The sequence below is a fragment of the uncultured Eubacterium sp. genome, assembly GCF_937958975.1.
Taxonomy (GTDB): domain Bacteria; phylum Bacillota; class Clostridia; order Lachnospirales; family Lachnospiraceae; genus Eubacterium_G.
In genome coordinates this window covers 1-25,790 of the sequence record NZ_CALGRE010000004.1, presented here as the reverse complement: position 1 = coordinate 25,790, position 25,790 = coordinate 1, and the positions used below count along the sequence as shown (strand labels likewise).

Genomic DNA, 25,790 nt, shown 5'->3' with positions numbered 1-25,790 from the left:
CAAGTATTGTATGGCATTATAGCACACCATATGACATCTGACAAGACAGTTGTAAATACATGTATTATCTTTTTTCACTCTGATATAATCCGGAATCAATATTTTTTATGTCCTCATCCCCTATTACGATAGCAGATTTATATGGATATGTCTTTTTCATTTTCTCATATTCTGTTAAAAGCTTTTCCGCATTACCTTGATTTTGTTTTACTAATTTCTGATATCCATACATCAATGGATAATGTTCTAAAAACATTTTCGTTCTATTTAAATACTGTTCCATTTCCATATACAGTTTTTCTGCCTCATCATATCTCCTCTGTTTTATGTACACAAATATCAACTCACATTTTAACTCACATCTGTAAATTTCTAAAAGAGCCGTTTCTTTTCCAAGAAACTCTTTTACTTTTTTCTCATATTCAACATAATTTCCTTTATCACTTTCACGGCATAAATCTAAATATATGAGTGTACAGACATGTATATTCCGTAAATCACACGGCTCTTCTGCCACAAACCACTCTTGCGGCATATCTTTCAACCTGATGCCATGCATCTGCAGCGCATTACATCTAAGTAGTGTATCCATTGCCTTCTTTGCAGTCTTACTCTTTCTTATATCCACTATATTTTTGCCATCATTTGCAATTCCATTGATTTGTAGCGGAATACCATTTGTGAGCGCAAGATAAAATCCCGGAATACACATAAAAACAAACACTTCATTTTTCAGGGTAAAACCAAAAATCAGAAACAATACTGATGAAATAAAGTTCATTAAAACACCACCAATATTATAAAAAATAATAGGATATTCTAATCCTCTATCTTTTGGTGGAATCATAAGACACTGTCCTGCCGTTCCTTTCAGCGAAAACTTTTTAAACTTAACTTTTCCATTCTCCCTTATCCATGTAAATTGAAATATTCTGAATGAACTAAATTCATATCCACTTATCAGGCCGGCTATCATATGTCCAAGCTCATGTAAGATTGTTTGAATAATACTCCCCACAAAAAAAGCTATAAAAAACTCTAACAACAAAATATCACTTCTTTTTCCGTCGTCCATACTGAATAATAAAACTCCGGCAGCAAATCCAAATACTGTTCCAATAATCACTGGAAGCAAATTCTTTTTTATCTTTTCCATATTTTGTACCATAAACCCTTTACCATATTTAAAATATTATCTTTATCATATACCATCGGTTCCACATCCGGATAATAATTTATCATTCTATAAATATATAAGGCAAACATACCAATGAGGATAAATATTGCCGACAACCTGATTATGTAAAATATCTTTCTCCTCTTTTCTTTATTTTCAATAAAATATCTGCCAACAGCCAATGAAACCAAAACGAAAACTATCGGTATCCAAAATGGATGCATTTCTGTTGCCGTCCTGATATCTCCCTGCAAAATTAAAAGAAATGCCCTGGTCAATCCGCAACCAGGGCATGGTATTCCTGCTAACATTCTAAGTGCGCATATCTTACCAAATACGACATTGCTCAATACTATAATCAATACAACTACAACAATAACCGGAAATGCTGTATGCATATCTTTCTTTAGTAATTCTTTATTAAAAGTCATCTAAAAAATCTTCCTTTATTTCAACATTTCCAAAATCTTTACGAGTAATTTCCATGTCCTCTGTGTAGATGAAATGCTCAAACGCTCATCTGTCGTATGGACATGTCTCATATCCGGTCCAAAAGATATCGCATCCAAGCCTTCTAACTTAGAAGCAAATAATCCACACTCCAGACCCGCATGAATCCCTTCAACAATTGGTTCCTTTCCATCATATAATTCTTTGTATGCCTCAATACATGTATTCCTTAATCTCGAATTTGCATTGTACTCCCATCCGGGATAAACGCCCTCACACTTTATTTCTCCCCCAAATATTTCTGTCAGAGAACGAAGTTTCTCAATCAAATAGTTTTTCTCACTTTCACTGGAACTTCTCACCGAATAAGACAGTTTCACTGCATCCATTTGTGTTCTTACAATGCCCAAATTTAATGACGTCTGTACCATTTCCGGCATTTCTGGATTCATTCTCTGTACTCCATTTGGCATATTTGCCAGTAAAATAACAGTTGCCAATGTAGCCGGTCCGGATAGAGGTTCAATCAATCCCTCTTCTATAACATTCATAGTCAATTTTGCATTAGAGTCTGTAATTTTATATTCCTCTTTTACTTCAAGAAATGTATTATTGACAATGTCTTTTGCTTTCTCCATCACTTCCGGTAGAACCGCTATAGCGGCCTCACTTGCATTTGCAATGGCATTATCCTTTTCACCACCATTCACTGCCATAATTCTCATTCCTACATTTTGAAATAGATTTAAAAGTATTCTTCCCATGACACAGTTTGCATTTGCTCTGCCTTTATTTATTTCTACACCGGAATGTCCACCTATAAACCCATCAATTCTAATCTCTAGTACCTGTGCATGAATCATTTCCGTTTTATAAGGAATACTGCACTCAACAGTAGCGCCGCCCGCGCAGCTCACCGTAAAAACTCCCTCATCTTCTGAATCAATATTCAGCAACAATCTTCCTCTTACATTTGAAACATCAATTGCTGCCGCTCCCAACATACCAATTTCTTCATCTACAGTAAATATAGCTTCTATTGGTGGATGCATCATGTCGTTACTATCTAAAACCGCCAATGCGTATGCAACCGCAATACCATCATCCCCACCAAGCGTTGTTTTTTTTGCCTGAATCCAATCACCATTGATTTCTAAATCCAAACCGTCTTTTTGCATATCTTTTTCACAATCTGCTGTTTTTACGGCGACCATGTCAATATGTCCCTGCAATATAACAGGTTCAGAATTTTCATAGCCTTTTGTTCCATCCTTCCATACCAAAACATTATAAGCTTCATCTTGTCTGTATTTTAAATGATGGGTCTTTGCAAACTCTACAATATAATCACTAATCTGTTTCACATTACCCGAGCCGTGAGGTATCTCCGTAATCTCTTCAAAATACGAAAAAACCTTAGCCGGTTGTAAATCTTTTAAAATTTTCATCCTTTTATCTCCTTTATTGTTCTATTTTATTTTCAAATACAATAAACTGATTTCTCTCTAAAATACGAAAAAAAATGCTTAGCCTTTCATACAACTGCTCTGCTGCCCTACTGTGTTCTTTTTCTAATATCCGACCAATCTCATAGATACTTCTTTTCCCATCAATGTGCTGCCACACACAACTTCCATACATATCTAATTTTATAAAACTATACATCGGTTTCTTTAAAAGTTTTTGAGTTATTCTGTAGAATATCCCTATATTCTTAACCACCACTTCAACCATTCCATCCTCTGTCAGCTCCCACGCTTTCACAATCCTCGGAATGTTATCAATATAATTCTTTTTCCTGTTTTTCATATACTCTCCAACCCGATTTCATACCATACTTTTAAAGTATAACATATTTCTCCATAATGTTTATAAATTTATTTAGCTGACTAAACCTTTTCTTCCTTCTTCCTGCAAAAAAAGAAAATAGATAAAATCAAAAAGAAAAATGCTACAATCGACACCCACTTTCCTTCTGTCTGAAAATTCTTTCCATATATACCTGATAAATCAATTGCCTTATCTAAGCCTATCACTGCAAGAACAGCCAGTAAAATACCGACAATTCCCTCACCGGCAATCATTCCCGCCGAATAAAGAATCCCTTTATCCACACACTCTTTTTTTTGTTTATCATTGCTGTATTTCGCTCTTTTCTCAACTCCCCATCTGACAAGACCACCTATCATAATAGCCGCACTAAGATGAATCGGTAAATAAAGACCAATTGCAAAGGCTAATACCGGTATTCCCAATATTTCTACTACAATAGCAATAAACACACCAAGAAATATTAATACCCACGGCAATGTTCCACCCATAACTCCCTCAATAATTAATTTCATAAGAGAGGCCTGCGGTGCCGCCAGCTGCTCAGAACCAAAACCACCCCAGGCATTACTTAAAAGATACATAACACCACCAATAGATAAAGCTGAAACAATTGTACCAATTATTTCTCCTATCTGCTGTTTTTTTGGCGTCGCACCAACAATATAACCGGTCTTTAAGTCCTGAGAAGTATCACCTGCCATAGCCGCCACGATACAAATTACCGTACCAATAGATATTGCTGCAATCATGCCGGCTGCCCCGGTTGTCCCTGTAGCTTTTAGGACAAACGTTGTGATGACAAGGGTTGCAATTGCCATACCCGAAACCGGATTATTGCTGCTCCCTACCAGACCTACCATTCTTGACGAGACAGTAGCAAAGAAAAATCCAAAGACAATAATTAGGATTGCCCCCAATGGACTTATAGGTATCCCTGGAAATATGCACATGAGCGCTGCTATTAGTATAATTCCTGTCAACACAACAGCCATAGACAAATCCTGCTGTGTTCTGTCACCATTCTTCACGTTTTTTCCAAAACCTCTAATGGCATGACCAAAAGTATTAATCATTGTTGGGAGAGTTTTTATTAAACTGATAATTCCACCGGCCGCCACTGCTCCGGCTCCAATATACCTTACATAACTTCCCCAGATATTTCCCACAATTTCTGCTGCATTGCTACCTGCAACAGTATTTGTTCCTCCAAAATATGCAATTGCCGGTATCAGCACAAGATAAGAGAGTACACCGCCGGAAAACATATAACTTGAAATCTTTGTACCACAGATATAACCGACACCGGATAATGCCGGTAAAACATCCATGCCGACCCCACATGTATAACTTCCATGAAATGAAAAATTAACTTTACTTGGAAAAAGGCGAAGACCATCCGTAAGAAATTTATAACCCGCGGCAATACCCAGGCCGGAAAAAACAACTTTTGATTTGCTTCCTCCCTCCTCCCCTGCCAAGAGAACTTCTGCACACGCCTTTCCCTCAGGATACGGTAATACACCGTGCTCTTTTACGATTAATGCCATTCGCAACGGAACCATAAACAGTACACCAAGCATTCCACCACAAAACGCAATGATAGCAATAAACAAAAAAGAAGGCTTTTCACACATCCCCTCCTTCGCCCACATAAATAATGCAGGCATTGTAAAAATTGCACCCGCCGCCAAAGATTCTCCTGCCGAGCCGATAGTCTGTACCATATTGTTTTCCAAAATAGAATCTTTTTTTAAAACAATGCGAATAATCCCCATAGAAATAACCGCGGCAGGGATTGATGCTGACACTGTCATGCCAACTCTTAAACCTAAATACGCATTGGCTCCACCAAATATAACTGCCATAACAATTCCCAATATAATAGATGCAGTCGTAAACTCCGGCAACACCTTATCCGAAGGGATGAATGGTTTAAAATTTTCTTTGTCCATATTTTGTACCAAATCATTCAAACACAAAGAATAAAAAATTATGTTTGTATTTCTTCCTTTCCTTTTTACTTAAATCCTTTTCCGAAAATGTATGCATTTTTTATGAATACTCAAGCACACATTTAAAGTATTGCCATAATTATACAAAATATAAAAAAAGGAACCCAAGGTTCCTTTTTTACTTATCTTTAAAACTTTTCAATTCCATTTTTACTCTGTCTCTTCTAAAAAGAAGTGATTTAATTATTCTGTGCACCCAACAAAACGGTAATATCCATCCATGCTTTTTTAGAGATGGATATATATTCTCCATCCTGTCACGCTCCATAAACATTCTCCTAAAAAACAAACCCTTTTTTGTTTTAATCCCCTGTTGCTTGCGATATTGCTCAAAACTCCACTTCTGATATTGTTCAAACGTTCCAAATGCTCCACTGTTAATAATATATTCCGCAGGTCCTTTCAAGCTCTCTTTCATCGTTCCGTTACCAAACCAGGCCTGTGCTAATTCTCTGCACATTTTCTCGAAATCTACATAATTCATCTTTTGCAGCATTTGGTTAACATAATCCCAATCCATGCTGTCGCTATATTTTTTCATTAAATAATATTGGTCGAGAATCGACCTAATACCACTTCCTCCCATAGAATAGTGCTTTTCAAAATGAAGCAGGTGAAACAAATAAAAATCTTCTGTTGTCATATGAAGCAGATGCCTATTTTCACTATCTTTTATAAGCCTTTCCCATATATTATCCGTGTGCCAATGATTTTCCTCCGTAGGCGGCAACAACCGCCTATGTATTTCTACCTCCATGTATGGCGGCTTTATATACACATCATGACTAGACTCCAGACCTACTCCTTCATCATCTTTATACCCGAGTGAATGCATTACTTTTCCCATTCGCTCCATCATATTGGAAACGGGATTAATCAAATAATCCAAATCCCCCATCTGTCTAAACTCCGGCTTCGGATAAAGCGCTCTTAAAACAGCACCCTTTAACGATAATATATCTATTCCACAAGATGTCGCTTCCTCAATTATCGCCTCTGCCTCACCGACCTGAATCATATTTACTACCTGACTCTTTTCATGCTGCCCAAACCATCTTGAGGCCTCCCCACCTTCCGGCTTATTGTCTAACTTTGACACAGCATGAAATACCATCTCATCCACTTTATGATAGACAGCTAAATTGCGAATATCCTCCCAATTAACATCCTCCGGTTTTTCTTTTGGTTTCAATTCATTTACTGTCGAATTTAGCAGTTCAATTAAATAGTCACTCGTATTTTTTTTAATCTCCATCTTATCCCTTTAATATCAATTTTCTAATTACTCCGTTCCCGGTTCGTCTCCTACATCATTATTCGCATCAGTTGGCGCTTCTGTCGGTGCCACTGTTGGTTTCTCTGTCGGTCTCTCTGTCACCGGTGCCTTTGTCGGTTTCTCTGTTGGTTTCTCTGTCACTGGTGCCTTTGTCGGTTTCTCTTTTTTCTTAGTTGTCTCCGGCTCCGTTTCAGTTACTACGTCATTGCTCTGTTCCTGTGTCGTTACTTCCCCTGTTCCCTCAGATTTTGTTTCCTCAGGATTCGTAGTAGTCTCTTCTATTGTCGTTGTTTCTTCTGTTTCTTTGTTATCTCCACCAAAAGCCATAGACAGCGCAACTGCTGCAATTACAATGATAATAATAATTGATGCCGAAACTGCAATTGCAATAATATTCATCTTCTTATTTTCATTTACAATAGCAGCCTTATTTCCCAAGCCATCTTCCTCATAGAACTCCTCATCTTCGTCTTCTAATTCTTCTTCAAAGACAAACTCGTCATCTCCGATATCTTCCGGGAAATCAAACTCTTCTTCCTCAACATATTCGATTTCCTTTGGTATATCTGTAGACGCAGAGATATCTTCTTCTATATCGTCTACAGGTATTCGTTTCTCCAATTCGTCTCCTATTTCCGGAATTATTTTTGTCTCATCCGTATTATCAATAAATTCAGCTTTTTCTACTTTTTCTCCGCAATATGGGCAGAAGTTTTCTGTAGGCTGAACGTATTTTCCACATTTTTTACAAAACATACCATATCCTCCTCTTAAGATTTTTAATGCTCTATAGTTTATATATTTATAAACTACAAAATTATAACGCAAAAAAATATTTTTTTATTTCACTCGAAATAGAATATTATTTTTTATTCTAATCTCATTGGTATTATAATGCATGTACAATATTCTTTGCAAGTTAAAATCACCGGAAGCAACAGCGTTCCGGGATTGTATTCTCGTTGTTCTTACACCCGGCAAATGATATTTTGTGCAGGCACAATATCGCTTGCCGGGCTTTTGCTACAAAAAAGTGGAAATGACAAACATTTCCACTCATATTTTTAAAGTTATTTTTTTATCAAATTCTTCGTTCTTAATTCTCGATATGCTCCCTTATGTATTTTTCAACCTCTTCTCTATCTATTCCAAGTGCAATAGAAAATTCATCATGCAAATTTCTTTTCGCCTCTTTCAAATATCTGTCATCTACATAAGTAATTCTTTTTCCCTGTGCAATTCGTTCCGTATTTCTCTCATACAATGTTTTTATAATACATATTAATTTTTCACAATCACATGAACTAATTGCCTCTTTATACTGTGCCTCTCTCTTTTTCTCATTATCAATCCACATCGGCTCAATATCCTTAATTTCAGACATAATATTTTCAGCCTCTTCTTTTGTCAGAACGGAACGCATTACAATTCTGTCACTGTCAACAGGATAAAAAATCTTGCTGTCCTCCGACTTCATCGGAATTAATGTATAATATAACTGATTCTTGTCAGCTCCTGAAATATCAATGTGTGTAATATCCATCACTTTACAGACACCATTTCTTCCGTGAACAATATAGTCTCCAACCTTAAACAATTTAAACACCTCTTTTACTCAATAATATTTCTTACCTATATTATTTATAATACCCTATCTGACTTTTCCTAATCAATTCGCAAGCGAATTGGTTACATATAATTGTATTGCCCGCCATTTATAATCTGCTTCGCAGATGGCGGTCAAGCAGGTAATCAATTCATAAATGAATTGGTTACATATAATTGTATTGCCCGCCATTTATAATCTGCTTCGCAGATGGCGGTCAAGCAGGTAATCAATTCATAAATGAATTGGTTACATATAATTGTATTGCCCGCCATTCATAATCTGCTTCGCAGATGGCGGTCAAGCAGGTAATCAATTTGCAAGCAAATTGGTTACACATATTATAATACTTTTGGTAATATATTATCATAGGCAGAATATACAAGATTTTTTTGGTATTTCCTGTCTAAATCGTCATATTTAAACTTTATTCGTCATCCTCTTCTGTCTGACCATTATCATTGTTCTCTTTTTCAACGAGATACCTTATGTACGCTGCCTCAGCAGCTTTTTCATCTTCTTCCATAATACCATTTTGATTGAAATCAAACTGTTTATCATAAGGACCAAAGGAATCTCCTCCGGCAATAAATAATACCCCTAAAGTACCAGGTCCGCAATGACTGGAAATTACACCCCCTGCCTGTGTAATTAAAATCTCCTTAAAATGTCCCAACTGTTCAAGATAATCTCTTACCTGATTTATCACCGTATCATCACAACCGGAATGCGTTATAAAAACTCTATCTTTTTTTGCATGCATCAAATCTTTCTCTAAATCCTTAACATACTGAAGAATAACTTTGTGAATTTTTCCTCTATACTTTTTGTCTGCATCCATTTTCCCATCTTGTACAACAATCCTAGGTTTTAATTTGAGTACGCCGCCAATTAATGCAGATGTAGCAGAGCAACGTCCCCCTCTATGCAGATAAGTTAATGTATCAACAACAAAACTCGCTCTTACATAAGGTTTCAGTAAATGAATCCTGGATACAATTTCCTTCGTCTCAATCTTTTCCTTCACCATAACTGCTGCTTCTAATACCAACAATCCAATTCCTGTAGAAAGATTCCCGGAGTTTATTACATAAACATTATCACTGTAATTCAATTCTTCTGCTGCTAACCTCATTACATTTGCCGAAGTTGACATTTCTTCCGAAATTGCAAACATAATAATATCTTCCCCTTTGTCCATATAAGGTTTTATTATATGAACCGCATCTTTTATGGAAGGAGCGGATGTTTTCGGTGTAATATTATTTTCATCTGCCCATTTATATATATCACTCGAAGAAATTTCTACCCTGTCTCTATACTCCTTCTCTCCCATATGAATATACAACGGTAAAATATCTATATTATATTTTCGAATTAATTCATCCGACAAATCGCATGTACTGTCTGCAATAATTTTTGTCATAATGTTTCCTCCTACTCGTTTTCTACCTCGTTTATATCATATGGTGTTGTCTGATATACATAGTAGTTTATCCAGTTGGTCCACAAAAGCTGCCCCGCAGAACGCCAATTCACAACCGGCTCCTTTGACGAATCATCATATGGAAAGTAATTCACTGGCACCTGTGGATTCAATCCCTTTGCCACATCACGCTCATATTCTAATTTTAATGTATCCGCATCATATTCTGAATGACAAAAAACAAAAAGCTGCCTGCTGTCTGCTGATTTAACAATCGCGACCCCTGCCTCCTCAGATTCAGCCATCAATTCCAGCTCCGATATTTCAAGTATCTGTTCCCTTGTAATCTCTGTTGCTCTTGAATGCGGTGCATAAAATATATCATCAAACCCTCGAAATAGAGGTGACTTTTTATTCAAAATCTTATGACTGTAAATTCCGGATAATTTAGGCAATCTATCTCTCTTACGAATACCATAATGGTAGTATAAACCTGCAAAAGCCCCCCAACACAAATGAAATGTACAATGTACATGTTTCTTTGACCATTCCATAATATCACATACTTCTTCCCAGTAATCTACATCTTTATAATCAATAAAATCTAAAGGTGCACCGGTAATAATCAAGCCGTCAAAATATCTCTCTTTTACCTCATCAAATGTTTTATAAAACTCATCCAAATGACTCACATCTGTATGCTGAGACTGATATGTAGCTGTCTGCAAAAATTCCACTTCTATTTGAAGTGGGGTATTCGATAACTTTCTCAAAATTTGTGTCTCTGTCACAATTTTAGTAGGCATCAAATTGAGAACCAAAACTTTGAGAGGTCTGATATCCTGCGTCATCGCTCTGGTTTCTGTCATCACAAATATATTTTCATTTTCTAAAATATTCCTTGCCGGAAGGTTCTGTTTTACTTTAATTGGCATAATATCACCTTCTTCTCATCACTAATTGGGTAATCAATTCATAAATGAATTGGTTACAAATACTTTGTATTGACCGCCATGCTTAATCTGCTTCGCAGATGGCGGTCAAGCAGGTAATCAATTCATAAATGAATTGGTTACAAATACTAAAATAACATATTACTATAATTTGTTCAATTCATTTATAAGAACATCAAGTACATGCTCGACACTCATATCCCTTACGGAATTTCTTCCTATATTTGGAAAGACTACCGTTTCTGTAAAAACTGTTCCACAAATATAATATCCAAAGCATACTGTTCCCACAGGTTTATCTATTGTTCCTCCCGTGGGACCTGCAATCCCTGAAATCCCCACTGCTACATCCGCATAGTTCTGTCTTGCTGTACCTTCTGCCATCTCACCTGCTGTCTGCTCACTGACCGCCCCAAATTTGTCCAATGTTTCCTGCTTTACTCCTGCATATTTGACCTTTGCCTCATTAGAGTAAGTCACGAAACCAGCATTGAAAACCCTTGAGGCATCTGCCACATCAACAATTGCCGCCGCCATCTTTCCTCCCGTACAACTCTCTGCAAAGGAAATCGTATATTTTTTTTCAATTAATAACTCCACCAATACATCTCTTTTTTTCATTTATTAAGCCTCTTTTTCTGTCTTTTTGTTTCAACATATTCTTTTACAATATTATATCAGATATACACATGGTTAAAATATAAATTTTTACGCACTATATATAGTATTATAGTTTATATAAAATGGAGCAAGTGAATGATATGTTTTATGATTTCCATAACAACTTACAACCCTCTTCTGTTGCAAAATCCGACAGTTATATTGCCATAATCCCTCTTGATAAAGCGACACACTATAATATCGTCAATGAATATATTCCTAAAATTCCTATGATTTTTGCTGACTTCCATTTCTCCAAAATCGAAACTTACGCAGATTTTATTTATGGATATATCAGCATACCTGAAATTATTCTGACAAATCAAATGGTAATTCGTTTCATATACACTTCACAATATATTATTTTTATTGACAAAAATGAATATATCAGCGAAATGTTTGAAAAAGTGTTAAATGCTAATGCCGAAAAAATCACATCCAGCGGAACTGCTCTCTATTATTTATTTGACTTTATAATGTCAAAAGATTTAGAAAAAATAAACACATTACAACAAAACCTGATTCAATTAGAGTTAAGTATATTTAATGGTAAAATGCAGACATTAATCCGAGAAATAACCAATTATCGAAGCCGGACACTTACGCTGCACCACTACTATGTCCAAATAGAAGGAATCTTCCACAGTCTTGTGGACGATACAAAAGATTTTTTCGACACTGACACAAAACAATTATTTAACATACTAGGCTCAAAAATCTCTTTATTTAGCCATGAGTCCGAACAAATCTGGGAATATACATCACAAATCAGAGATGTCTATCAACAACAGCTTGATGTCCATCAAAATTTTATCATGAAATTTCTCACTGTTGTCACTACTCTTTTCATGCCACTTACATTAATAACCGGATGGTATGGAATGAATTTCGAAATCATGCCGGAACTTCACTGGCGTTATGGCTATCCTGCCGTGTTTGTTATCAGTATTATTATCGTTATTATCCTCTGCGTTATATTCAAAAAAAAGAAATGGTGGTAAGTTATTTTATCTTACCACCTAATTTACTTCCAAACGTAACTTTTATTTCTCTGTCATTCTGTGTTGCCACATAATACTCTTTCGGTATCTCAACTCTGTCTTTCTCAAACAGAAGAACTATCGTAGAACCACCATACAAAAACATTCCTTTTTCACTGCCACGAACTACGCTTCCACTCGTTTGATGATTTCTAATTTTTCCAATCATCAAGGCTCCAACTTCAATCTGGGCCACTTTTCCGAAATTTTCTGTCTTAATAATCGTATATTCACGGCTGTTTTGCACAAATACCGGATATCTGTTTATAGCAATTGGTCTTACTGTATGCAGTTTTCCCCGAATATATTTATTTTCGAGAATAACTCCATTATCTATATTGCCATATCTATGATAATCGTCTACGCAGAGTCTCAATATAACACAAACGCCGCCATTATAATCCGGTGCCTTTTCGCTGCCCTGTATCAAATCTTTTACCTTATATCTGCTATTTTTTATAGCAAATTCTGCCCTGTCTGTTATTTTATAAACTGACAAACGTCCGTCACATGGCGAAATAAGCGCTGTTTTATCAGCACAAACCGGGCGCTTCTGCGCTATTATTTTCCTTGTAAAAAAATCATTAAAAGATTTATATTGTGCTGCTTCATACTGGCTCATATCAATTCCATTTTTCTCTATAAATCCTTTAATATGCATTTTAGAAACTTTGGAATCCATGTATACTCCCCCAAGCTTTGACAGCACAGGGCTTGTAATGAGCTTTAATACAAACCTTCCTGGTATCGTATTATATAAAAATCTTAATATTCCCGAATTTTCTTTTATATTATCCATATTTCTATTTTACCAGTAATTTTAATACCATAACAGCAATAAATTCAAGTGCGCCAATACCTACCATGAAATATATCATTAAGGTACCCGGCTTTCTCAATTTAAACCGCAATACAAATAAAATTGCAACAACAATTAATAAAATATAATATATAAATGAAATATTAACATAATTCAAATATAAAATATGTCTTGCCAACAAAAATGTCGGAAAAATAAGTGCTGTAGAAGTAACCGGCAAACCAAAATAGTGTTTCTTGTCGCCAAGTCCCTCACCCTGAGTTTCTTCGACTGTTATATTAAAATAAGCCAATCTTACCAGTGCCGCTAACACAAATACCGCACTTATAGCAATTATAATACCCATAGGTACACATGCCAATACACTCGGTTCATGATTCAATTGTTTCATATCAAATATATCCCTCTTATATAGCGCCATGCCTACACATATCGGCAATACGCCAAATGCCACTAAATCTGACAGGGAATCTATTTGTACACCAAAATCCTTTTCCTTCTTTGTTCTATTTTTCTTTGCTCTTGCTACTCTTCCATCAAAAGTATCACAAAGCCCACATAACAGTAAAAACATTACCCCAATATAAGGATGACCTGCTCCGCTGAGGGATACAAGAATCCCTGTAGTGGCTGATATAACTGAACAATATGTGAGAACAACCGTATAATCCCAAAAACCTAACATTGTTTCTTTCGTTTCATTCCTTTCAAACTATGGAGCATAGACGCTGCCAAAGTAATAATACCACATACAATTATGCAACAATAAAAAGAGATTCCTCTACTCAAAAGTTCAATACTGACACTGTCATTTATTAGTTTACCAAATCCATCAATAAAAAGATAGTCCGCAGCACCTACTGCCCCCGGTATTGGTACACTGTTTGAGCCAAGCACAACCAATCCCTGTGCAACAAATGCATCGTAAACCTTTTCGGCATTTCCGCCGACAGCAATAAATACACATACTGATACCAAAATTAGCGACAATCTCTGTAACAAATTATAGAGCAATGCAATAACCATCTCCTTCATGTGTCCCTTAATTGCGGCCGCACATTCTTTATATTGCTGCTCTACTTCCACAAGATGTTTTTGCCTTTTCTCAATATTATGCATCAAATGCATTTTTTGAAACAATCTCATAAAAAAGTTTGCACTTTTGATTATTATTTTTTCTTTATATACAAGCAATAAAAATACTGCTAAAAGCACAAATTGAAAACAAAAACCAAAAACAATCATGCACTTTGACACGACACTAAAATGTGACATCATATTGGGTCTCGTAACAAAACACATGACACCTATAACAATAATTGATGTTGTATATAAAGTCAAGTTTAGAAGCAGTATTATTGTTGTAACTGCGCCTGGTATTTTATCCCTCATCATGAATAATCCGGCTGCCGGCTGCCCGCCTGTCGCTGACGGTGTAATTGCTGAAAAGTAAACGTCAGAAGCAGAATACACCATGCATCTTCTAAATTTTTTATGATATCCAAATGCCTTTGCCAATTCTTGAATCGCTAATGCCTCGAATACAAAAAAACCTATCATACATAAAAATGCCAACACAATCCACTGCCACTTTGCAGAGGAAACATAATCTATAAATCCACTTAATGTAAAGGATTCATTGTTTCCTACTATTGTATATAAAGTTAATCCAATCAATGCTAATAAAATCACTGACCATAGTATTTTTTTCTTACTTTCTTTCATTTCCAACCTTTTTCTGACTTCTCTGTCTGTTATTTTCCGTTTTGTTTTGTATCCATTCATATACATGAACTTTTTTTGCCAAAACCAGCCCTGCTTCTACGACTAAAATAGCTGTTAAGACATCAATAACGACATGCTGTTTAACCATAAGCGTTGAGGCAAATACCAATATAGCAGCTATAAACATAATACTCTTATATCCTTTACCTACTTTTTTGCACCGCAATGCCCCCCTGAAGCAAAGCCAACTCTCAAGACAATGCACTGATGGCATCAAATTATCGGGAGAATCCATTAAATATATCATATTTGTAGCAAAATCACTTATACTGTTTCCTGTAATCTGCGGGCGTACAAGTGTAGTCGGAACAACTACAAATATTACAAGGCAGATTAGTTTTGCTATCTGCTCTCCCGTTAAAACTTCATAGCATACTTCTCTGCTTTCTCTTGCAATCACAATGAACCCAACTATCCATGCCACATAGGCAAGTATATATATCCAAATCATCCATGAAGCAAAAGGAATACTGTCATCGATTCTGCAACTGAAATCATAATGATACATTCCCTGTGTAAATATTCTTGTTCCAAAATATGTGATTATATTAATTATCAGGCATAAAAATATCGGTAAAAAAGCATATCTTGGCAATATTTTATAAATCTTATCCAAAGCTTTATCCTCTCTTAAAATTTTCTTTTTTGTTTTTCAATTCATCATTTCTGCATCTGTAAAATCAAACGACCTTTATCATATCATTAAATTCTTAATAAATTATTAACATTTATAAAAAACTTTTTTCATCACATAGGTTATACTAATATATATTTTTAAAGACTGCAATCAATTTTTATTATTGAAAATATGTAAAAAATGGGTTATTCTATTTATATCTTCCATGTGACTGGCGGATGAGTGGATTTACCACAGGGAGCATGGATAAAAAAGAAGTCGACCGCCTGGGCAACCACAGGGTTACCCAGGCGGTTTTACTATTTCATACAGCTATCTAAGTGCAAGGCTGTATGATTTCCCTTATACTTTATAATACGGAGGAAATTATTATGAAAATGTTATCACTCGAAAAAGAACTAAAAGAGAATGCATATCCCGGACGTGGAATTGTAATTGGAAAATCTCCTAATGGAAAATTTGCCGTGACAGCATATTTTATTATGGGACGAAGCGAAAACAGCAGAAACAGAGTTTTTGTTACGGAAGGCGAAGGAATCCGTACAGAGGCATTTGACCCTTCAAAGTTGATTGACCCTAGCTTAATTATCTATGCACCTGTTCGTGTACTTGGCAACAAAACAATTGTAACAAACGGTGACCAGACCGATACTATTTATGAATTAATGGACAAGCAGCAGACTTTTGAACAATCTCTGCGTACTCGTGAATTTGAACCGGATGCACCAAACTACACTCCTAGAATTTCCGGCATCATGCATATTGAAAATGGTACTTACAATTATGCAATGTCTATATTAAAAAGTAATAATGGTAATCCTGATGCCTGCAACAGATATACATTTGCATACTCAAACCCTGTAAATGGAGAAGGACATTTTATCCACACATATCAATGTGACGGAAATCCACTTCCATCTTTTGAGGGAGAGCCAAAATTAGTTCCTATGATGGATGACATAGATGCATTTACAGATATGTTATGGAACAGTTTAAATGAAGACAACAAGGTTTCATTATTCGTGCGATACATCAACATTGAAGATGGAAGCTACGAAACAAAAATTGTAAATAAAAATAAATAATAATTAAGGAGATAATAATGAAAGAACTAGAATTAAAATATGGATGTAACCCAAATCAGAAACCTTCAAGAATTTACATGGAAGACGGTGAGCTTCCTATCAGGGTATTAAACGGAAAACCCGGATATATTAATTTCTTAGATGCTTTTAACGGCTGGCAATTGGTAAAAGAATTAAAGAAGGCTACAGGTCTTCCTGCTGCGACTTCTTTTAAACATGTATCACCTGCCGGCGCTGCTGTAGGTCTTCCTTTAAGTGAGGTCGAAGCAAAAATTTACTGGGTAGATGACCTGGGTGAGTTATCACCGCTTGCCGCTGCATATGCCAGAGCCAGAGGTGCCGACAGAATGTCATCATACGGAGATTTTATTGCACTTTCTGATGTTTGTGATGTTTCAACTGCTGCTCTTATCAAAAGAGAATTTTCTGACGGAATTATTGCACCCGGCTATGAACCGGAGGCTCTTGAATTATTAAAAGAAAAGAAGCGCGGTGCCTATGCTATTATTGAAATCGACCCTGACTATGTTCCAAAACAGTTAGAAAGAAAAGAAGTTTTTGGTATCACTTTTGAACAGGGACGTAATGAACTGAATATCGATGATGAATTTTTCAGTAATATTGTTACAGAAAATAAAGATATTCCTGACAGCGCTAAAATTGATATGGCAATTTCAATGATTACATTGAAATATACACAGTCTAACTCCGTATGTTTTGTTAAAAACGGACAGGCAATCGGTGTTGGTGCCGGACAGCAGTCAAGAATCCATTGTGTGCGGCTTGCCGGTCAGAAAGCTGATAACTGGCTTTTACGCCAATGTCCAAAGGTTCTGAATCTTCCATTTAAAGCAGATATGAAAAGAGCTGACAGAGATAACGCTATCGACCTTTATATTGGTGAGGAATATATGGATGTTTTGGCTGATGGCGCCTGGGAGAAAGTATTTACTGAAAAACCGGAAGTATTTACTAAGGAAGAAAAACAGGAATGGTTGTCACAGGCAGAAGGAATTACATTGGGTAGTGATGCATTTTTCCCATTCAGTGATAACATTGAGAGAGCTGCTAAGAGCGGCGTAAAATATGTGGCACAGCCGGGCGGTTCTATCCGCGACCAGGATGTCATTGATGCATGTAACAAACATGGCATGGCCATGGCATTTACAGGTTTAAGACTGTTCCATCACTAAGAAAATAGCTGTGTGAAACTTTTGTAAACTTTTTGTGTAATGTATGGCTTTCACACATAATATCTGTTAGAATAACTCCGTATGAAACTTGAATTTACGGAGGATAGCTTATATGAATATTTTATTTTTCCTCACTCCAAAAGAGAAAGTCTCTCGTGTTGAGGATGACGATACGCTACGGCAGGCTTTAGAAAAAATGGAACATCATGGTTATTCAGCGATACCACTTCTCTCAAAAGACGGAAAGTATATCGGAACCATTACTGAGGGGGATTTGCTCTGGTGTATAAAAAACAATAAATTTCCATCTCTAAAACAGATGGAAGATATTCCAATCACTTCTATTCATAGACATCGGGATAATGAGGCGATTAATATCTCTCTTTCCATGGAAGAGCTTGTTGATAAAATCACGAACCAGAACTTTGTGCCTGTGGTAGATGATAATGATGTATTCATCGGAATTATAACAAGAAAAGATGTTATATTATATCTTGCAAATCAACTACCCCGCAGTAGCAGCCAAAGGCAGATAAATCTTACTTTAGGCTCATTACCTGCCGGAATAAACTAAATATACTATAGAAAATTGTACGATGTTTTTCTATATAATAAGATGTGGCACTTGGATTTTATCCCAGTGCCACATCTAATATCATCATTAATGTAAATCCTAACGAAAACATTAAAGTTCCAACATTGGAATGTTTTCCTTCGGACATTTCAGGAATTAACTCCTCGACTACCACATATATCATTGCCCCCGCTGCAAAACTTAATAAATATGGTAATGCCGGAACAATAAAACCGGCTGCTAAAATAGTCAGAAAAGCGGCAATCGGTTCTACAACTCCTGATAAAACTCCGTATAGAAATGCTTTTCCTTTACTCACTCCTTCTGCTTTTAGTGGCATTGAGATAATAGCTCCCTCCGGAAAATTTTGTATCGCAATTCCCAACGCCAATGCCAATGCTCCCATTGAAGATATATCAGCATTTCCTGTTATGAGTCCCGCAAAAACTACTCCGACTGCCATTCCCTCCGGTATATTATGCAAAGTCACGGCAAGGACAAGCATTGTTGTTTTTTTTAACTCTACATGTGGTCCCTCCGCCTCTTCACTATTCATATGGAGATGAGGTATCGTCCTATCCAAAATAAGTAAAAATAATACTCCGCACCAAAAACCTACCGCAGCCGGAAAAAAAGAGAGTTTTCCCATTCCCTCTGACTGCTCTATCGCCGGAATTAACAAACTCCATATCGATGCCGCCACCATAACGCCTGCCGCAAAACCTGTCAAAGCCTTACTCACTTTTATATTGAGTCCTTTAGTCATAAAAAGTACACATGCTGCACCCAGAGATGTCCCTAAAAAAGGAATCATTAATCCTCTAAATATCTCCCATTCCATTTTTGCCTCCTATGTAAATATTTTATCCGAAAAATACTCTAATAGTATATTCTATCAAAAAAAATATGATACACAAGAGATATTTTATTTTTGAATTTTATTTTTTTGTTAAAATATTCCATACATTTTCTTTTTGCTTTTTTCCCATAATAATAACGTAAGTTTAATATCTCTAAATTTATTTAGAATTTGTTGTTATAAGGAGGAATTATAATGGAATTATCAGAAAAAGAACTTTCCGTAGTTCAGGATTTATTGAATGAAGAAGAATTGTTAGTTAAAAAATTTCAGATGTTAGCAAATCATAGTGAAGATGAAACTGTAAAGCAGCAAATGCTTGGCATTGCTGAAAAACATCAGGGACACTTTAATGCAATTTATTCTTATTTAAAATAATCAAGGGGGAAAATGAACATGAAAGGTATTTATACAGAAAAAGAAGTTTTAGGTGATGCTTTAAATACAGAGAAAAATGCTACAAATCTTTATAATCTCAGCGCAAATGAATGTGTACACGATAGTCTTCGTGGAACAATGTTGGATTTGCTTAAAAAAGAGCATGAAATTCAGGTAGATGTATTTAATCAGATGCACACTATGGGATATTATCCAACTCCTGCTGCTGAAAGCAAAAAAATTCAGGATGCCAGAACTAAATTTGAATGTGGATATAAGGCAGTTTAAAGTCAATTTATAAAATAGTACACTTTAGGGGAACACTTAAATTTTAAAGCGTCCCCTAAAGTGTATTACTATAGCCTTAATTTTTTGATACGTCGAAGTGACCACACGCACACTCTGCTGTTCCGGTATATTCATCTTTGCCTGGTGTACCTTGTGTAAAATAGTCATACAAATACACTTTTCCACTTTAACACGAAAACATCCACCTGCTTTATCATTATTATAAAAGTATTGGTCCATAGTAATAGTGTAATCATCTATTACTATCTTTTGAGGTTTTGTTTTATAATCTTTTATACCAAATTGTTCCTCAAGATTTAAGATATCTGGAAAATATCTCTCTTTAACATAGTTATAAAACAAATTATTTCCTTGAATATATGTAATTACGTTAAGAAATACGACAACTAAAACTATTAAACACAATATTAATACTATTTTCTTTTTCATTTTACTCTCCCAAAAATAGAAGTGAAACAATTTGTCAATTCCTAAGTATTGCTTATATTAAAACTCATACTCTCTTATCTCACAGTTCTTTATTCCAAATGCTGCAAACTCTTCATTTGTCATCTCATTAAAGTAAGAATTTACAACTCTTGAAATTCCATTATGTGCCACAAGTAAATATGTTTTCTCCGGTTCCTGCCCTATCTCATCTAAAAGATTATATATTCTTTGTGCCAAGCGAAACATTGTCTCTCCACCCTCATAACTGCACATAAAATTTGTTTTTGCTCTTTTAAATTCCTCTCCATTTCTCGCAGTAGATTCATACTTACCGAAATTTTGTTCCATAAGTCTTTTATCCTCACGCATAGGAATGTTAGCAATCTCTGAAATATGTTTTGCAGTATCTGCCGCCCTTGATAACGGAGAATACAAGATTTCATCTATCTTTAATCCCTGCCTGAGTATCTCTCTTCCCAATTCCACCGCTTGTTGATGCCCTGTCTCTGTCAATCCTATATCTGTTGCACCACAAATTTTATTTTCTACATTCCAGTAAGTTTGTCCATGTCTTGTAAAATATAAATGTCCCATATCTCTTAACAACTCCTTTGGCATTTTATTTAAACTATTACCTATGAATAATTTTAGCCTCTTTTACTTTATCGCAATATATCAATGGTATTATAAATAATAATTCAGAGGCAATCATATACAATGTATTACCTATTAAATAGTGAACACCATATTTTAACCCATAAATCAAATTAAATATATTTCCGCTAAAAAATATAGTTGCTATTCTACATAATATGATAAACACTATAGCTCTTTCAAATTTCAGTTTTCTAAACAGCAGTAATAACAACATTCCAATATAAATAATACTTAATACAACAGTAAAAAAATTCATCACATCTATTTGACAATTTTCTTTTGCATACATAGCAATTGGAACACAATAAATAAAACTTCTAATTACTAATAATAATATCGTTAATAAATCTTTTTTTTAAATCAAAACAAATATAATCCCCAAGGGAATAATTATATTTGACACTATTCCAATTATGTGTATCATTTGGGTCTCAATCATTGAAAATCCTAATATATCACTATTGCTTTCAAAAAACAATTCATTTGCAATTAGTATTATAGCTAAAATCGTTGTAATAATTATTTTTTTGTTATTTCTTAACATACATCTCTCCATACCATTTTTTCTATTATCATACATAAACCCCTATTTTTTTTCAATGTTTTATGCGTATTCGGGAAAAAAGGGATGCAAGATTGCACCCCTTTCCATTTCTAATTATTTAACTTTTACTTTTTTTGCACTCGTCCAAGAACTGGTATATGTCTTTTTTCCTATCTTTTTATATGTTCTTGCTCTCACATAAAGTTTCTTTTTGTTTTTTATTTTTTTGCTTTTTAATGTAAACTTTACCTTTTTTACCTTTTTAGATGCGAATACCTTTTTAAATTTCTTCGTAGAAGAAATCTGCACTTGATATCCTGTAGCGCCTTTTATTTTCTTTAAGCTAATTTTTACCTTTGTAGAAGAGCGTTTTTTGGATACGCTTTTAACCTTTGTTTTTGATACTTTTACATTGACTGTGGGCTGCTTTGTTGTCGGTTCAATCCTTATAGGATTAGAAGGATTATTGGGATTAAAAGTTCCCGATGCCGGATATGCCGGAATGGTATAATTCTTCGTATTTACAGCCTTATAATTCTTTATGTTTGCTGTGCTCACATTACTATACAAGTGTGAATATATAGGATATCCGTCACTATTTCTAAAATGACTGTTTGCAACCTCTATATTATTAAATACAACATTTTTTCCGTTATCAAGATTTAAGGCTGCACCCTTTCTGGAAGTTGTTCCATCGACTCCCGCACCATATATTTTTGTACTATTAAATACAATATCTGATGGGTCCACTGAAACCCTTATGCCATCATGCTGTGCATCATATATTTTATTGTTGTTAAATTTTATATTTTTTACAAATCCATACATGTCTATAGCCGCTAATTCACTATTCCATGAATCCTTAGTGCAACCGCATCTGACCAGCACATTATTGTCAAAACTGATACCGGATGTATTGTTTGCAAATTTATAACCACTAAAGACAGTATTCAGATGTATACCGGACGCCATTGTAGTATCACAAATATAGTTGTTATATATTTTGTGTCCGTTTCCACCATATACGGCAATACCACCGGCTCTCCATATAAAATCAATAGTATTATATGCAAAAATATTTCCGGTCTCGTCCTTACATTTATAGTCATCATTCCACATTGCCAGGCCGTCATCACCATTATTTCTTACAGAACAATTAAATACTGCGGCATTACTGGTTCCCTTACAGAAATTTACACCATCTGCCAAATTATTTCTGATTCTACAATTGACAACCTTTACACCATCGGAATAATTTGTATTTCCATCATAGTCTCCAAACCAGAAACCACATTCAAAATGCTCTTCCCAGATATCATGTATCACAGAACCATTTTCAAACACGTTTGCAAAGCACTTATAATTCGCCTGCTCACTGTATCTGGAACGCAGATTAGAATTGACATACATATTGCAGATTTCAACATTGCTGCAATTTCCGACAATACCACCGCCGCCTTTTTGGTCACTTGTAAATTGTAAATTGGTATGCCAAATACCCGCTCCTGTGATTTTAATTCCCTCACCAACCACTTTCATCTGTTTGCTGAGTTTATATGTTCCGGCAGGAATATATACATCCATTTTTTTATTTTTTGCCGCATAAATACAATTATTAATTGCAGTAACATCATCTTTGTCATCATTCGGTGTTGCACCATAATCTACGACATTTAACGAATTTGCAGGCTGTCGGATTTCCCCGGGTATCTGCTCTATTTCCAGAAAATCTACACCATATTCAAGATTTTTTGCACCACTGCTTTGTATCCTGATTTTATCTCCCTTCTTTAAAGAAGCATCCAACTTAAAGTGGACTTCGTCAAACGCGAACAATGCAGCTCCGCCATTATTTGTGTCACTAGGGTTACCATAGGAAAAATACTGCCACATATAATAAGATGTAAGGTCAACTTTCTTTACAAATTTCCCATTTACATAAACATCCAATGAACCATCCTGTCCCATTCCATTACTTGTATCAGGCATTGTAAATCTCATGGTAACACCATTCCCCGCAGTATTCATTGTCCATTCAGCATATGCCCCTTTTGAGGGAAGTTTTATATAAGACTGATTGGATGCCTGCGTGGCAATATTATTATTTGAAAAATCCGAAGAACTTACAACTGCCGCCCCACCACCAATTACAGCCTTATCTGTATCATATCTGGTATACGGCATCGTTGCGCCAACAATTCCATTCGCTTGTGCAGCTGGTACATAAAAAGTATCTGCTTTTTTAGATACAGCGCCATATACAATATTATCCGTTTCTCCCATATGCATAGATTGTATAGTTAACATAACAGCCATTCCCGTAACAATTATTTTTTTTGCTATTTTTTTCAATTTTGTTTCTCCTTTTATGTGACGGATTTTCAATGCCAAAACAACCTATAGCAACTACATTGGTCACTATAGGTTATTCTGATTTTACATGTTCCTATCAACTAAGACTCATTTATTTTTTTATTTTAATTTTCTTAGCTTTTGTCCATTTTCCGTAAACTTTCTTCTTACCATTTAACTTATATGCTCTAGCTCTCACATAAAGTTTCTTTTTATTTTTAATCTTCTTGCTCTTAATTGTAAATTTAACTTTCTTTACATTCTTTTTAACAAGAACTTTCTTAAATTTCTTTGAAGCTGAAATCTGTACATTATATCCTTTTACAGATTTGACTTTCTTAAGACTGATTTTAACTTTTGTTGAAGCTTTCTTCTTTGAAGCACTCTTAACTTTTGTCTTTCCAGGCGCTTTTACTTTATTCTTTGGCGTTGTAGGATTTGCTGTTGTTTCCTTAGGTGTCGGAATACCACCATATAATACGGCGTCTTTGATTGTTACATCAAAAGCAGCGTCTACTGTTGATTCACCATGCATATGGAAACCTGAATTAAATTTACTCATATCCACACCAGATGCCTCAAGGTCAATTACTACTGTTGTATTGTTACCAACCATTGGAATTTCCATTCCATCTTTACCTACAAAATGTATATCCTGCTCCGGATTAAACCAATATGGTCCATCTAAATTGTTTTCAGGTAACTGAATAAATTCAAGTCTTAAACCTGTAATATCACCTGTGTAAGTAAACTTAAGATATTTGAAATCTTTTGTTGCTAAATCTTTAAATGTAACAAATCCTAAATATTTATATGCAACATCAGTTGCTGCCTTATCAATATGATATGTTCCGTTGAATGCACTTGCACCCTTATCATCACCGTTTAACTGGATTCCTGTTGCAACATCTGCCGGTGTTGTCGGTTCAGGTGATTCTGTTTCCTGTGGGTCCGTAACTTCCGGTGTTGATGGAGTTTCTATTGGCGCTGTCGCTGTCGTCTTCAGGTTAACGCTCTTAAACTCATATGTAAAATCTGTTCCATTTCCTGCATGTAAATGAATAAAGTCTCCTCCTACATATGAAACGCCTGATTTCTCTAAATCAATCACAACTGTTGTTTCTGTCTCAGCATTCAAAACGATTTCAGAATCATCTGCTGTCTTAAATGTTCCCTCCGGATTTTCTGCAAACCATGTTGTACTCTTTCCTGCAAGTCTCAATGAACTGATATCACCAACATATGTAATCTCTAAGAACTTATACTCTGCTGTTACTCCCTCAGGAATTGAAAATCCTCCCTGGTATGCATATCCACCTGATACTGACTGTGGACCTACCTTGTTTACACCATCCTGTGCCAACTGTAATGCAACACTCTTACCTTCCACAGGCGGTATTTCTGTTCCCGGCTCTGCTGCCGTTCTCAATGTAACACTCTTAAATTCATATGTGAAATCTGTTCCATTTCCTGCATGTAGATGAATAAAGTCTCCTCCTACATATGAAACACCTGATTTCTCTAAATCAATCACAACTGTTGTCTCTGTTTCTGCATTTAAAACAATATCTGAACCATCTGCTGTCTTAAATGTTCCTTCCGGATTTTCTGCAAACCATGTTGTACTTTTTCCTGCAAGTCTCAATGAACTGATATCACCGACATATGTAATTGCTAAGAACTTATACTCTGATGTTACTCCTTCAGGAATTGAAAATCCTTCCTGGTATGCATA

General features: G+C 35.4%; 26 protein-coding genes, 1 pseudogene and 1 riboswitch. Of the genes and pseudogenes, 6 read left to right on the top strand and 21 right to left on the bottom strand.

Going from position 1 to position 25,790, the window contains the following annotated elements; genetic code table 11:
• Positions 1-64: 64 nt before the first annotated feature.
• The 11 genes from Q5O86_RS00705 to Q5O86_RS00655 all read right to left on the bottom strand — a co-directional run bounded on the left by Q5O86_RS00705 (position 65) and on the right by Q5O86_RS00655 (position 11,354).
• A complete protein-coding gene (locus Q5O86_RS00705) occupies positions 65-1,156 on the bottom strand; it encodes a hypothetical protein (RefSeq protein WP_302625238.1) in 1,092 nt (363 codons plus the stop codon).
• Positions 1,144-1,608: a DUF2752 domain-containing protein gene (locus tag Q5O86_RS00700; RefSeq protein ID WP_302625237.1), complete on the bottom strand. Its 465-nt coding sequence runs from the start codon at positions 1,606-1,608 to the stop codon at positions 1,144-1,146. Before Q5O86_RS00700 ends, Q5O86_RS00705 begins: the two co-directional genes overlap by 13 nt.
• A 15-nt stretch (positions 1,609-1,623) precedes the next feature.
• Positions 1,624-3,075, bottom strand: a complete 1,452-nt coding sequence (locus Q5O86_RS00695) for an aminoacyl-histidine dipeptidase (protein WP_302625236.1) — start codon at positions 3,073-3,075, stop codon at positions 1,624-1,626.
• A gap of 13 nt (positions 3,076-3,088) precedes the next feature.
• Complete coding sequence (locus Q5O86_RS00690; RefSeq protein ID WP_302625235.1) at positions 3,089-3,436, bottom strand: PqqD family protein; 348 nt, start codon at positions 3,434-3,436, stop codon at positions 3,089-3,091.
• An 80-nt stretch (positions 3,437-3,516) separates the two neighbouring features.
• The gene (locus Q5O86_RS00685) at positions 3,517-5,412 is read right to left on the bottom strand and encodes an OPT family oligopeptide transporter (protein WP_302625234.1); all 1,896 of its coding nucleotides are present in this window, start codon (positions 5,410-5,412) and stop codon (positions 3,517-3,519) included.
• 178 nt (positions 5,413-5,590) lie between these two features.
• Complete coding sequence (locus Q5O86_RS00680; protein ID WP_302625233.1) at positions 5,591-6,727, bottom strand: nucleotidyltransferase family protein; 1,137 nt, start codon at positions 6,725-6,727, stop codon at positions 5,591-5,593.
• 27 nt (positions 6,728-6,754) lie between these two features.
• On the bottom strand, positions 6,755-7,504 hold the full coding sequence (locus Q5O86_RS00675; RefSeq protein ID WP_302625232.1) for a zinc ribbon domain-containing protein: 750 nt from the start codon (positions 7,502-7,504) through the stop codon (positions 6,755-6,757).
• A gap of 340 nt (positions 7,505-7,844) precedes the next feature.
• Positions 7,845-8,345 (bottom strand): CarD family transcriptional regulator, encoded by a 501-nt coding sequence (locus Q5O86_RS00670; protein ID WP_302625231.1) that lies wholly within the window; start codon positions 8,343-8,345, stop codon positions 7,845-7,847.
• A 436-nt stretch (positions 8,346-8,781) separates the two neighbouring features.
• Positions 8,782-9,780 (bottom strand): DegV family protein, encoded by a 999-nt coding sequence (locus tag Q5O86_RS00665; RefSeq protein WP_368074711.1) that lies wholly within the window; start codon positions 9,778-9,780, stop codon positions 8,782-8,784.
• A gap of 11 nt (positions 9,781-9,791) precedes the next feature.
• Positions 9,792-10,715 carry a homoserine O-succinyltransferase gene (metA, locus tag Q5O86_RS00660; protein ID WP_302625230.1) on the bottom strand — a complete coding sequence of 308 codons (924 nt, stop codon included), beginning with the start codon at positions 10,713-10,715 and terminating at the stop codon, positions 9,792-9,794.
• 162 nt (positions 10,716-10,877) lie between these two features.
• Complete coding sequence (locus tag Q5O86_RS00655; RefSeq protein ID WP_302625229.1) at positions 10,878-11,354, bottom strand: CinA family protein; 477 nt, start codon at positions 11,352-11,354, stop codon at positions 10,878-10,880.
• A gap of 140 nt (positions 11,355-11,494) precedes the next feature.
• Here Q5O86_RS00655 and Q5O86_RS00650 point away from each other — a divergent pair, with 140 nt between their 5' ends.
• The gene (locus tag Q5O86_RS00650) at positions 11,495-12,394 is read left to right on the top strand and encodes a CorA family divalent cation transporter (protein ID WP_302625228.1); all 900 of its coding nucleotides are present in this window, start codon (positions 11,495-11,497) and stop codon (positions 12,392-12,394) included.
• Position 12,395: 1 nt separating this feature from the next.
• Here Q5O86_RS00650 and Q5O86_RS00645 read toward each other — a convergent pair whose 3' ends face one another.
• From Q5O86_RS00645 to Q5O86_RS00630, 4 genes are read right to left on the bottom strand one after another with little or no spacing between them, the layout of a single operon-like run.
• Complete coding sequence (locus tag Q5O86_RS00645; RefSeq protein WP_302625227.1) at positions 12,396-13,232, bottom strand: phosphatidylserine decarboxylase; 837 nt, start codon at positions 13,230-13,232, stop codon at positions 12,396-12,398.
• A 4-nt stretch (positions 13,233-13,236) separates the two neighbouring features.
• Positions 13,237-13,938, bottom strand: a complete 702-nt coding sequence (locus tag Q5O86_RS00640; RefSeq protein ID WP_302625226.1) for a phosphatidylcholine/phosphatidylserine synthase — start codon at positions 13,936-13,938, stop codon at positions 13,237-13,239.
• Entirely contained in the window at positions 13,932-14,978 is a 1,047-nt protein-coding gene (locus tag Q5O86_RS00635) for a lysylphosphatidylglycerol synthase transmembrane domain-containing protein (protein ID WP_302625225.1), read from the bottom strand. Before Q5O86_RS00635 ends, Q5O86_RS00640 begins: the two co-directional genes overlap by 7 nt.
• Positions 14,965-15,654, bottom strand: coding sequence for a phosphatase PAP2 family protein (locus Q5O86_RS00630; RefSeq protein WP_302625224.1), 690 nt, complete (start codon positions 15,652-15,654; stop codon positions 14,965-14,967). Before Q5O86_RS00630 ends, Q5O86_RS00635 begins: the two co-directional genes overlap by 14 nt.
• A gap of 218 nt (positions 15,655-15,872) precedes the next feature.
• A riboswitch (ZMP/ZTP riboswitch) is annotated at positions 15,873-15,954 on the top strand.
• A gap of 92 nt (positions 15,955-16,046) precedes the next feature.
• Here Q5O86_RS00630 and Q5O86_RS00625 point away from each other — a divergent pair.
• The 3 genes from Q5O86_RS00625 to Q5O86_RS00615 all read left to right on the top strand — a co-directional run bounded on the left by Q5O86_RS00625 (position 16,047) and on the right by Q5O86_RS00615 (position 18,527).
• Positions 16,047-16,760, top strand: coding sequence for an IMP cyclohydrolase (locus Q5O86_RS00625; RefSeq protein ID WP_302625223.1), 714 nt, complete (start codon positions 16,047-16,049; stop codon positions 16,758-16,760).
• Positions 16,761-16,777: 17 nt separating this feature from the next.
• On the top strand, positions 16,778-17,953 hold the full coding sequence (locus tag Q5O86_RS00620) for a phosphoribosylaminoimidazolecarboxamide formyltransferase (RefSeq protein WP_302625222.1): 1,176 nt from the start codon (positions 16,778-16,780) through the stop codon (positions 17,951-17,953).
• Positions 17,954-18,065: 112 nt separating this feature from the next.
• Positions 18,066-18,527: a CBS domain-containing protein gene (locus Q5O86_RS00615; RefSeq protein ID WP_302625221.1), complete on the top strand. Its 462-nt coding sequence runs from the start codon at positions 18,066-18,068 to the stop codon at positions 18,525-18,527.
• Positions 18,528-18,585: 58 nt separating this feature from the next.
• On the opposite strand, the gene Q5O86_RS00610 is transcribed toward Q5O86_RS00615, so the two are convergent.
• Entirely contained in the window at positions 18,586-19,368 is a 783-nt protein-coding gene (locus Q5O86_RS00610; RefSeq protein ID WP_302625220.1) for a ZIP family metal transporter, read from the bottom strand.
• Between the two features lie 213 nt (positions 19,369-19,581).
• Here Q5O86_RS00610 and Q5O86_RS00605 point away from each other — a divergent pair, with 213 nt between their 5' ends.
• Both Q5O86_RS00605 and Q5O86_RS00600 read left to right on the top strand, forming a co-directional pair.
• Positions 19,582-19,764, top strand: coding sequence for a hypothetical protein (locus Q5O86_RS00605; RefSeq protein ID WP_302625219.1), 183 nt, complete (start codon positions 19,582-19,584; stop codon positions 19,762-19,764).
• An 18-nt stretch (positions 19,765-19,782) separates the two neighbouring features.
• Positions 19,783-20,052, top strand: coding sequence for a spore coat protein (locus tag Q5O86_RS00600; protein ID WP_302625218.1), 270 nt, complete (start codon positions 19,783-19,785; stop codon positions 20,050-20,052).
• 36 nt (positions 20,053-20,088) lie between these two features.
• Here the strand turns inward: Q5O86_RS00600 and Q5O86_RS00595 are convergent, their stop codons facing one another.
• The 5 genes and pseudogenes from Q5O86_RS00595 to Q5O86_RS00575 all read right to left on the bottom strand — a co-directional run.
• Positions 20,089-20,502 (bottom strand): hypothetical protein, encoded by a 414-nt coding sequence (locus tag Q5O86_RS00595; protein ID WP_302625217.1) that lies wholly within the window; start codon positions 20,500-20,502, stop codon positions 20,089-20,091.
• Between the two features lie 57 nt (positions 20,503-20,559).
• On the bottom strand, positions 20,560-21,096 hold the full coding sequence (locus tag Q5O86_RS00590; RefSeq protein WP_302625216.1) for a histidine phosphatase family protein: 537 nt from the start codon (positions 21,094-21,096) through the stop codon (positions 20,560-20,562).
• 418 nt (positions 21,097-21,514) lie between these two features.
• Positions 21,515-21,703, bottom strand: a complete 189-nt coding sequence (locus Q5O86_RS00585) for a hypothetical protein (protein ID WP_302625215.1) — start codon at positions 21,701-21,703, stop codon at positions 21,515-21,517.
• Between the two features lie 114 nt (positions 21,704-21,817).
• Positions 21,818-24,055 carry a glycosyl hydrolase family 28-related protein gene (locus Q5O86_RS00580; RefSeq protein WP_302625214.1) on the bottom strand — a complete coding sequence of 746 codons (2,238 nt, stop codon included), beginning with the start codon at positions 24,053-24,055 and terminating at the stop codon, positions 21,818-21,820.
• A gap of 112 nt (positions 24,056-24,167) precedes the next feature.
• Positions 24,168-25,790 (bottom strand): annotated as a pseudogene (locus Q5O86_RS00575) (hypothetical protein); the annotation flags it as partial.

Bases quoted from the DNA above. Each gene is read 5' to 3' on its own strand.
- Q5O86_RS00705 (WP_302625238.1), bottom strand. From the start codon at position 1,156: ATGGAAAAGATAAAAAAGAATTTGCTTCCAGTGATTATTGGAACAGTA.
- Q5O86_RS00700 (WP_302625237.1), bottom strand. From the start codon at position 1,608: ATGACTTTTAATAAAGAATTACTAAAGAAAGATATGCATACAGCATTT.
- Q5O86_RS00695 (WP_302625236.1), bottom strand. From the start codon at position 3,075: ATGAAAATTTTAAAAGATTTACAACCGGCTAAGGTTTTTTCGTATTTT.
- Q5O86_RS00690 (WP_302625235.1), bottom strand. From the start codon at position 3,436: ATGAAAAACAGGAAAAAGAATTATATTGATAACATTCCGAGGATTGTG.
- Q5O86_RS00685 (WP_302625234.1), bottom strand. From the start codon at position 5,412: ATGGACAAAGAAAATTTTAAACCATTCATCCCTTCGGATAAGGTGTTG.
- Q5O86_RS00680 (WP_302625233.1), bottom strand. From the start codon at position 6,727: ATGGAGATTAAAAAAAATACGAGTGACTATTTAATTGAACTGCTAAAT.
- Q5O86_RS00675 (WP_302625232.1), bottom strand. From the start codon at position 7,504: ATGTTTTGTAAAAAATGTGGAAAATACGTTCAGCCTACAGAAAACTTC.
- Q5O86_RS00665 (WP_368074711.1), bottom strand. From the start codon at position 9,780: ATGACAAAAATTATTGCAGACAGTACATGCGATTTGTCGGATGAATTA.
- metA (WP_302625230.1), bottom strand. From the start codon at position 10,715: ATGCCAATTAAAGTAAAACAGAACCTTCCGGCAAGGAATATTTTAGAA.
- Q5O86_RS00655 (WP_302625229.1), bottom strand. From the start codon at position 11,354: ATGAAAAAAAGAGATGTATTGGTGGAGTTATTAATTGAAAAAAAATAT.
- Q5O86_RS00650 (WP_302625228.1), top strand. From the start codon at position 11,495: ATGTTTTATGATTTCCATAACAACTTACAACCCTCTTCTGTTGCAAAA.
- Q5O86_RS00645 (WP_302625227.1), bottom strand. From the start codon at position 13,232: ATGGATAATATAAAAGAAAATTCGGGAATATTAAGATTTTTATATAAT.
- Q5O86_RS00640 (WP_302625226.1), bottom strand. From the start codon at position 13,938: ATGTTAGGTTTTTGGGATTATACGGTTGTTCTCACATATTGTTCAGTT.
- Q5O86_RS00635 (WP_302625225.1), bottom strand. From the start codon at position 14,978: ATGAAAGAAAGTAAGAAAAAAATACTATGGTCAGTGATTTTATTAGCA.
- Q5O86_RS00625 (WP_302625223.1), top strand. From the start codon at position 16,047: ATGAAAATGTTATCACTCGAAAAAGAACTAAAAGAGAATGCATATCCC.
- Q5O86_RS00620 (WP_302625222.1), top strand. From the start codon at position 16,778: ATGAAAGAACTAGAATTAAAATATGGATGTAACCCAAATCAGAAACCT.
- Q5O86_RS00615 (WP_302625221.1), top strand. From the start codon at position 18,066: ATGAATATTTTATTTTTCCTCACTCCAAAAGAGAAAGTCTCTCGTGTT.
- Q5O86_RS00610 (WP_302625220.1), bottom strand. From the start codon at position 19,368: ATGGAATGGGAGATATTTAGAGGATTAATGATTCCTTTTTTAGGGACA.
- Q5O86_RS00605 (WP_302625219.1), top strand. From the start codon at position 19,582: ATGGAATTATCAGAAAAAGAACTTTCCGTAGTTCAGGATTTATTGAAT.
- Q5O86_RS00600 (WP_302625218.1), top strand. From the start codon at position 19,783: ATGAAAGGTATTTATACAGAAAAAGAAGTTTTAGGTGATGCTTTAAAT.
- Q5O86_RS00595 (WP_302625217.1), bottom strand. From the start codon at position 20,502: ATGAAAAAGAAAATAGTATTAATATTGTGTTTAATAGTTTTAGTTGTC.
- Q5O86_RS00590 (WP_302625216.1), bottom strand. From the start codon at position 21,096: ATGGGACATTTATATTTTACAAGACATGGACAAACTTACTGGAATGTA.
- Q5O86_RS00585 (WP_302625215.1), bottom strand. From the start codon at position 21,703: ATGTTAAGAAATAACAAAAAAATAATTATTACAACGATTTTAGCTATA.